General features: G+C 76.4%; 2 protein-coding genes. Both read left to right on the forward strand.

What is annotated here, in order from left to right:
- Positions 1 to 194: 194 nt before the first annotated feature.
- Entirely contained in the window at positions 195 to 434 is a 240-nt protein-coding gene (locus CCN72_RS36440; RefSeq protein WP_085564796.1) for a chaplin, read from the forward strand.
- A 198-nt stretch (positions 435 to 632) separates the two neighbouring features.
- On the forward strand, positions 633 to 1,505 hold an 873-nt coding region (locus CCN72_RS36445), incomplete at its 3' end, for a hypothetical protein (RefSeq protein ID WP_086812623.1).

The raw sequence follows: 1,505 nt of genomic DNA on the forward strand, positions 1-1,505 counted from the left end.
CGGAGGGGACGTGGCCGCCCAGGACCCCCGCGCGGATGCGTGCGGGGGTTTTCGGCATGGGCGGCCACGTCCCCTCCGGGCGGCCTCCGTCGCACATCACCCCTTTGGCGGCACAACCCGGGGGAGCGGGACGCGTTGACACAACGCCGGGCAGTCGCCCGGATGTTTGTGTCTATTTCAAGGAGCACCTCTCCATGTCGCGTATCGCGAAGGGTCTGGTTCTGACCTCTGCCGCCGTCGCGGCCGTCGCCGGCGCCGCCGGTGCCGCCGCCGCCTCCTCCGGCGCGGACGGCGTTGCCGCCAACTCGCCCGGTGTCGCCTCGGGCAATGTCATTCAGGTCCCGGTCCACGTCCCGGTCAACGTCTGCGGTGACAGCATCGACGTCATCGGTCTGCTGAACCCGGCGTTCGGCAACACCTGCGTCAACGGCTGACGTCCGGGGCGCACACCCCTTCGACCGGCCGTCCACTCCGCGCATCCGTCGCGGCGGTGGGCGGCCGGTTCTCGTGTCCCCCGGTCGGGGCAGGGACGGGCCCGGACGGGGCATGTGGCCCAGTGAGCGGTTGCGGGGCGGATGGGGCGAACTGACGGTGGGCTTTCAGACCCCGAAGCCCAGCCGAAAGGAACCCCCATGCGTGCTCTGCCCGCACGGCGCCTCGCGTCCACCGCCCTCAGCGCCGCCGTCATCGCCGCGCTCACCGGCCCGGTCGCCGTCGCCGTCGACACCGCGCGAGGCCATGGCGACGCCCCCGCCGCCCAGGCCGCCCTGCCCGGCGCCGCGAAACTCCTCGCCCAGGTCAGAGCCCTGGATCACGCGGGCGCCCTGCCCAAGCCGGTCGCCGAACTGCTCGACCGCTCACTGACGGAGGGCCGACTGCCCGCGGCGGAGGCCGAGCGCCTCGGCGACGCGGCGAAGCAGGCCGTCGTACGGGCGGCGGCGGAGGGCACGCTCGGCGGGGCGAAGGCCCCCGGTGAGCCGACGACGCCCGCGGTTCCGGGTGTTGCCGGTGAGCCGACGACACCTGCGGCGCCGGAGGTGCCCGCCGACCCGACGGCCGCTGGGAAGCCGACGACGCCCGCCGACGCGGCGGTACCTGCGACGGCCGCGACGCCTGCCGTGGCCGTCGTACCCGCCGATCCGGCCCAGGCCGCGACTCCCGAAGCCGCCGCGAGCCCGGCCACCAGCCCGGCGGCCCCGGCCGTCCCGGCCGCTCCGGCCGATGCGGCCACGCCCGCCGCTCCCTCGGCGCCCGCCCCGGTCCCCTCGGGGTCCGAGTCCCAGTCGGCGCTGCCCACTCCGTCCGCGTCACCCGCCGTGGCGCTCAGCCCGGCCCCGCAGGGCGTCGCCCGCAGCGTGCCCGGCGCCCGTGACCTCGTCGGCGACGTGCTGGCCGCGGTGGACGCCCTGGTGAAGGCGGTCGTCTCCGACGTCGACCAGGTGGTCGCCACCGCCAACGCCCTGGTCGCCCAGCTGCTCGCCGCCCTCCCCGGCACCGGCCTGCCG

Origin of the sequence: Streptomyces murinus, from assembly GCF_002154555.1 — a bacterium.
Lineage (GTDB): Bacteria > Actinomycetota > Actinomycetes > Streptomycetales > Streptomycetaceae > Streptomyces > Streptomyces murinus.

What these genes read in the sequence shown, in the direction of transcription:
- CCN72_RS36440 (WP_085564796.1), top strand. Translation starts at nt 195, where the DNA reads ATGTCGCGTATCGCGAAGGGTCTGGTTCTGACCTCTGCCGCCGTCGCG.